We start from the raw sequence: 5,741 nt of genomic DNA on the forward strand, positions 1-5,741 counted from the left end.
GCCTCGAACGACCACAGTGACCCCGCCGTAGCTCGCTTGGCGCCGCGAAGTACGAGCTCAGCGAGTTCGTTGGCCAGTGCCTCGCAATCGCCGAAGAAGAAGGCTTCGTAGAAGCGCGAGTCGTCCGCGGGCTTGGTGGCTTGGGCGAACTGAGCCCAGAACGGCAGCAAGTGCACGGGGACGGACATGCTGGTGGTCGTGCGGCCTAACGTTTGAGCTGAGGCGACCGCCGCGGGTTGGCGCTTGGGCCGCGAGACCGATAACGGGTTCGCGGCCCAAGTGCCAAGCCGTGGAGGGTCGCCTCGAGTGAAGGGTTAGGCAGCACCGAGCCTGCAGATTGACGGCTTGCGGCTTGGACCGACTCGCTCACACGCCGACTTTGGCTCGCCCGGACTTGACCTCGGCTCTCTTGGACTTGCCTTCCAGGCGCCGACGATTGGATGCGAGAGTTGGCTTGGTTGGTCGGCGCTTGCGCGGCACATGTTCGGCCGACTCGATGAGATCTCTGAGCCTCGCAAGGGCCTCGGCCTTGTTGGCCTCTTGGCTGCGTGAACCCTGCGCCTTGATGACGACGACTCCCTCGATGGAGATTCGACCGTCCGAACTGCGTAGAAGCCGAGCCTTGACCTCCTCGGGCCGGCCAGAAGCTCGGATGTCGAAGCGGAGTTGAACCGCAGTAGCCGCCTTATTGACGTGCTGACCGCCGGGGCCTTGCGCTCGTATTGCACTGAACTCGAGCTCCGAGTTCGCGAGGAAGTGGCGCATGACGGTTCTCGTGCTGCCTAACGTTTGAGCTGAGGGGCCGGAACCGGGATGGCGCTTGGCCCGCGAGGCGGATGATGACAGCGAGCGCCTCGCGGGCCAAGTGCCATGCCGGTGGAGGTCCCGCTCCAGCGAAGGGTTAGGCCGCACTGGCTGCTGGACGGATGGCGGAGACCGTTGACACGACGCGCCGCGAATGACAGCCCTTAACCCAGGTTCAGGGGGCCTCTTGCAGCAGCTGCTCGTCGAACCAAACATCCTCGTAGTTCGACCCGTCAATTAGGAACCGATAGCCGGGCGGGAGCGCAAGGTACTCCGCGACGGCCGGAAGGTACTCGGCGATGTGCTCGATATGCAACGGCGAGAAGAAGTCGGGTTCGCGAGACATCTCCTTCCCGCACCAGATGTACCAGCCGTTGGCGGTGTCGGTCGGAGCTACACGCAGCCCGTTGATTGGTTCTGCTCCGAGGGTGCTCAGCGCGAAGCCAAGCTTTGACCCGGGAACTGGTTCCATTGGGGAGACCTTGACCCATTCACACACGGTCTGGCTCTTGACGATGCGCATGGTGTCGACTGTGCGGCCTAACGTTTGAGCTGAGGGGCCGGAACCGGGAAGGCGCTTGGCCCGCGAGGCGGATGATGGACCACAGCGCCTCGCGGGCCAAGTGCCTTGCCGGTGGAGGTCCCTCTCGAGCGAAGGGTTAGGCCGCACTCGCGAGCCACGCGCCTACATACGCGACACACGAGAGGCTGACACCGCGAAACGGGATGCTGAACCAGTACCGGCGCGCAAGCACGGCCATGGCCAAGAGGTAGAGCAGACCGAGGCCGAGCAGGAAGTACGACCCGAACAAGAAGTGGCTCGGCTCGAGGGCGAGATAGAGATACACCAGCCCGAAAAGTATAGCGCCGAAGCTATGACTGGCGTGGAAGCCCTGACCGGCACGCCAGATCGTGGTTTGGCGCGTGATGAACGGAGAAACCTCCTTCATACGCGCAAGAAGGTCTGCGTCTCTCGGATCGAAGCGCTTCCCGCTGAACGTGAATGCAAGGTGCAGTGACCCCAACACGAGCACGATGGCGGCGCTGATGGCGAAGAGGCCTTGCGATACGTGCACCAAGCGGTTCCCCTATGCGGCCTAACGTTTGAGCTGAGGCGACCGCCGCGGGTTGGCGCTTGGGCCGCGAGGTGCATGATGCCAGCGAGCGCCTCGCGGCCCAAGTGCCAAGCCGTGGAGGGTCGCCTCGAGCGAAGGGTTAGGCTGCACTCTCTCGACCCTGTGCTTGCAGCCACTTGACGGCCAGAAGGACTCGGTGTCCGTCGCTGCCAGCCGAGGGCCAGGAGTTGGCGACGATGACGAGCAAGTTGACTCCCGTAAACACTGCTGCTCCGAAGCGCAACTCGATGGACGGGAGCGCACCAACTAGCACGAGGGTTGTTGCTACCAAGACCGCGAACTGGCAAGCAAGGCCAGCAAGGCTGTAAGCCAACTCATGTTTCGCAGAGGTCGCGCCTTCGGTGAAGCAGCAACCTCCGGCAGCGGCGAGCAGCAAACCATGAACCTCGATCGAGAGGACGCGTGCAACTGCGGCGTGACCCGCTTCGTGGACGAGCACAAGCGCCGAGACGGCAGCCAGGCACCAAGCGAACAGCTCGAGGGCCACGTGGCTGGCCGAAAGCATGGCAATGGCCCCGGCCGGAATGCCAATGCCGAGGCCGACGCCCGGGAAGGACCAGTGAAACCACACGGGTACGCCGAAGAGGCGAAGCCTCAGCGAAGGACCTGCGAGAGGCGCGTGGGGCACTTCGTGCAGCCTAACGTTTGAGCTGAGGGGCCGGAGCCGGAATGGCGCTTGGCCCGCGAAGCGGATGCTAAGCGTGAGAGCTTCGCGGGCCAAGTGCCATGCCGGTGGAGGTCCCGCTCCAGCGAAAGGTTAGGCCGCACTGCGGTGGCTAGATGTGCTGGGCCCACCGCATACCGAAGTAGCCAAGCACCCCGCCAACCAGTGCGCATAAGGCTGCCGCCTCAAACGGTGCCCCAAAGACCAAGGCGACGCCAGCTCCCGCAACTAAACCGGAAACTGTGCGAATACGCAGGCCAGACTTTCTGTAGGCGCGCGCTGAGTCGGTGGCGACGACTACCCCGAGGAACGAACCAATGATTAAGAGACTGGCAACGATCTGAACGGTTGCAAGGTCGAGCGACCAGTGGCTGACCCCAAAGACTCGAACCGCCACAGCAGCTGCGAAGATGATGGCGAACAGGAGCACAAACCTGATCTCCCGCTCGAACAGCCATTCGAGTGTGCGCCACCACCAGCTCTCCGTATGCTGGGGTCTCCGATCGACACTGCGACCCTTTGAGCGCGGTTGGTTCATGTGCGGCCTAACGTTTGAGCTGAGGGGCCGTAGCCGGGAAGGCACTTGGCCCGCGAGGCGCATGATGACAGCGAGCGCGGCGCGGGCCAAGTGCCTTGCCGGCGGAGGTCCCTCTCGAGCGACCAGTTAGGCCTCGGCCCTGGTGGCACGCGCACCGTTGATGCCGACGCCACCGCTTGGGAGCCAAGGTGGCCAATGCCTGGGCGGTGGAGTTCATGCCGGACTCACGAACTACCTGCGCCTGCACGGCGCTGGCCGAAGGCACAGTCTTCCGAAGGCGCAGGCACCACTGACAAGCTGACAGGGGAGGTTGCCTAGTACAACCGCAGGCCCGAGCTACTCGCCAGCCGAGAGGCCGTGACCGAAGGCATAGCTCGTCCGAGTTTGCTGTCGCCGCGCTTCTGCGCGGCGCTCGTGGGCCTAGATTGGGAAGCGCGCGCGGTGGCACGACTGCGATGGCCCGAACTGCTAGCGCGCTCCGAGGCCTAACGTTTGAGCTGAGCGGACGCCACCGGCAAGGCGCTTGGGCCGCGAGGCGCATGATGCCAGCGAGCGCCTCGCGGCCCAAGTGCCAAGCCGTGGAGGGTCGCCTCGAGTGAAGGGTTAGGCGTCGCGGTTTCAACAAGTAAGTGCAACACCAGTCTTGAAGAAGGTGGGGAGCGGTGACACTGACTGCCTCCTCATTCGGCCAGGAAGGGGGTTGCAGACATGGGGTATCACCAGCTCATCCAGGACGAACGCTACACGATTGCGAGGATGCGCTCCAGGGGCAAGAGCCTGAGGGAGATTGGGCGGTGCATCGCGCGTTGTGTTTCGACGATCAGCCGGGAAGTCAGGCGTAACGCGTGTCCGTACGACGGGAAGTACCGGGTGGAGAAGGCGCAATCGAGGGCGATGGCTCGGCGCTGGCGCAGCCGCAAGAAGAGTCAGTACAGCCACGGCGAGTGGGAGGAGATCGGGCAGCAGTTGCAGCGCAAGTGGAGCCCGCAGCAGATCAGCGGCAGGAGAAGGCTCAAGAAGGTGCGGGCGATCAGCCACGAGACGATCTACAGGTTCGTGCGCAAGGACGGAAGCCAGGCCGGGGAGTTGTGGCGCCACATGAGGCACATGAGCAAGCCCTGGCGCAAGAGGCGATGCGGCCCTGCTACCAGAGGCAGACTGCTGGGCAAGAGGCACATCAGCCAGAGGCCCCGACGTGTGGAAAGCCGGCGCGAGTACGGGCACTGCGAGGGGGACACGGTGATGGGGGCAGACGGCAGGCACTGCGTGCTGACGCTGGTTGAGCGCAAGACGGGCAAGGTGGCGGTGCAGAAGATGAGTGCCAGGACGGCCGAACAGGCGTGCCAAGCGCTGTCGCGGGCGATCCTGAAGTTCGGTGGGAAGGTCAGGACCATCACACTGGACAACGGGACCGAGTTCCAAGGCTACAAGGAGATCGAGAGGGTGTGGGGCGTGAAGATCTACTTCGCCACGCCATACCGATCATGCGAGAGGGGAACGAACGAGAACACCAACGGACTGCTAAGGCAGTACCTGCCCAAAGGCATGGATCTGAAGGACCTCACGCAGCCAGAGTGCAACTACATTGAGCAGGAACTCAACGACAGGCCTCGTGAGCGGCTAGGATTCAGAACACCGGACGAAGTAGCTGCCCGGTGCTAGTGGTGTTGCACTTCAAAGTTGAACTCACGCGTCGTCTTCGCCTGACCAGATGCGGTAGCCCTCAAGTTCCTATTCCAGTACGGCTACTGTGGCGACAAGTCGGCGATCCTCGGCGAGGAAGGCTTCGCGTGACATTGGTGCATGACCGATGCCAAAGCCGCCTGCTCCGAAGAGTAAACCGAGAGATAGGTCGTTCGAGGTGAGCTGCGCAGGAAATTGCGCGAATCGATCCGCGTACATGCGAATGTGGACTGAATACTCGTCAACTACGAGCACCTTCGTGATTCGGATCGATCTCTCGCCAGCCCTGGATGCATACAGGCCGCCGACAACTGGCTCAGTAGCCTTCAAGGCTGCGAGTCCGCTCCAGCGAAGGGTTAGGGCTCATTCGACGACATACAGACCCCACGGCGATTGGTCCTTGATCTTGAAGACCGCAGTCCCGTTCAACTCGTGAAGTGCTACGGCGCAAAGTTCGTCGACGTCGGTCGTACTCGCTCGAAAGTAGGGAGTCTCAAAGATCTTGTAGCCAGTCTTGAGCGAGAGCCCCTTGAGCACGGAAGATTTGCTGCGAGAGAGCCTTGGGAACGCATCGTTTGCCCATACCCAAGCCCAGTCTTGTTCCTTTGGCAGATACGTCGCGACGGGCGTTACGGGAAAGACTCTAGATTGGGCGTGCGAGCCTGAGAACTCCAAAGAGCACTTCTCTTCGACGAGGTTCCACTGCGTGAAGCGAGAGATGGCAGCCTCGAAGTCGACTTGCTTCTGGCGATACGCCTCAAAGGCTCGCTGTAGCAGCGAGTCGAACTCTCTGTCCACCGAATCGCCATGGTGAAGGTGAAGATGCATTGAAGCTACTCGCGGTGGAACTGATGAGCCCTAACGTTTGAGCTGAGGCGACCGCCACGGGTTGGCGCTTGGGCCGCGAGGCCGATGA

Annotated in this window: 7 protein-coding genes and 1 pseudogene; 1 reads left to right on the forward strand and 7 read right to left on the reverse strand. The window is 62.6% G+C overall.

Features of this window, described 5'->3' with window-relative positions; all coding sequences use genetic code 11:
- The 6 genes and pseudogenes from D9C15_RS33810 to D9C15_RS32410 form a co-directional block, all read right to left on the reverse strand.
- A pseudogene (locus D9C15_RS33810) lies at window positions 1–188 on the reverse strand (ASCH domain-containing protein); the annotation flags it as partial.
- A gap of 178 nt (window positions 189–366) precedes the next feature.
- Entirely contained in the window at window positions 367–765 is a 399-nt protein-coding gene (arfB, locus tag D9C15_RS32390) for an alternative ribosome rescue aminoacyl-tRNA hydrolase ArfB (protein WP_128003583.1), read from the reverse strand.
- A gap of 214 nt (window positions 766–979) precedes the next feature.
- Entirely contained in the window at window positions 980–1,327 is a 348-nt protein-coding gene (locus D9C15_RS32395) for an immunity protein Imm33 domain-containing protein (protein WP_205854968.1), read from the reverse strand.
- A gap of 136 nt (window positions 1,328–1,463) precedes the next feature.
- The gene (locus tag D9C15_RS32400) at window positions 1,464–1,880 is read right to left on the reverse strand and encodes an LIC_13387 family protein (protein WP_128003589.1); all 417 of its coding nucleotides are present in this window, start codon (window positions 1,878–1,880) and stop codon (window positions 1,464–1,466) included.
- 139 nt (window positions 1,881–2,019) lie between these two features.
- Complete coding sequence (locus D9C15_RS32405; protein WP_128003584.1) at window positions 2,020–2,511, reverse strand: zinc metalloprotease; 492 nt, start codon at window positions 2,509–2,511, stop codon at window positions 2,020–2,022.
- 205 nt (window positions 2,512–2,716) lie between these two features.
- A complete protein-coding gene (locus D9C15_RS32410; RefSeq protein WP_128003585.1) occupies window positions 2,717–3,142 on the reverse strand; it encodes a hypothetical protein in 426 nt (141 codons plus the stop codon).
- Window positions 3,143–3,850: 708 nt separating this feature from the next.
- Here D9C15_RS32410 and D9C15_RS32415 point away from each other — a divergent pair.
- Window positions 3,851–4,804, forward strand: a complete 954-nt coding sequence (locus D9C15_RS32415) for an IS30 family transposase (protein ID WP_128003586.1) — start codon at window positions 3,851–3,853, stop codon at window positions 4,802–4,804.
- 384 nt (window positions 4,805–5,188) lie between these two features.
- Here D9C15_RS32415 and D9C15_RS32420 read toward each other — a convergent pair whose 3' ends face one another.
- Window positions 5,189–5,623: a DUF6882 domain-containing protein gene (locus D9C15_RS32420; protein WP_128003587.1), complete on the reverse strand. Its 435-nt coding sequence runs from the start codon at window positions 5,621–5,623 to the stop codon at window positions 5,189–5,191.
- Window positions 5,624–5,741 lie beyond the last annotated feature (118 nt).

It is taken from the genome of Piscinibacter defluvii, assembly GCF_004011805.1.
Taxonomy (GTDB): domain Bacteria; phylum Pseudomonadota; class Gammaproteobacteria; order Burkholderiales; family Burkholderiaceae_C; genus Piscinibacter; species Piscinibacter defluvii.

What these genes read in the sequence shown, in the direction of transcription:
- arfB (WP_128003583.1), bottom strand. Translation starts at nt 765, where the DNA reads ATGCGCCACTTCCTCGCGAACTCGGAGCTCGAGTTCAGTGCAATACGA.
- D9C15_RS32395 (WP_205854968.1), bottom strand. Translation starts at nt 1,327, where the DNA reads ATGCGCATCGTCAAGAGCCAGACCGTGTGTGAATGGGTCAAGGTCTCC.
- D9C15_RS32410 (WP_128003585.1), bottom strand. Translation starts at nt 3,142, where the DNA reads ATGAACCAACCGCGCTCAAAGGGTCGCAGTGTCGATCGGAGACCCCAG.
- D9C15_RS32415 (WP_128003586.1), top strand. Translation starts at nt 3,851, where the DNA reads ATGGGGTATCACCAGCTCATCCAGGACGAACGCTACACGATTGCGAGG.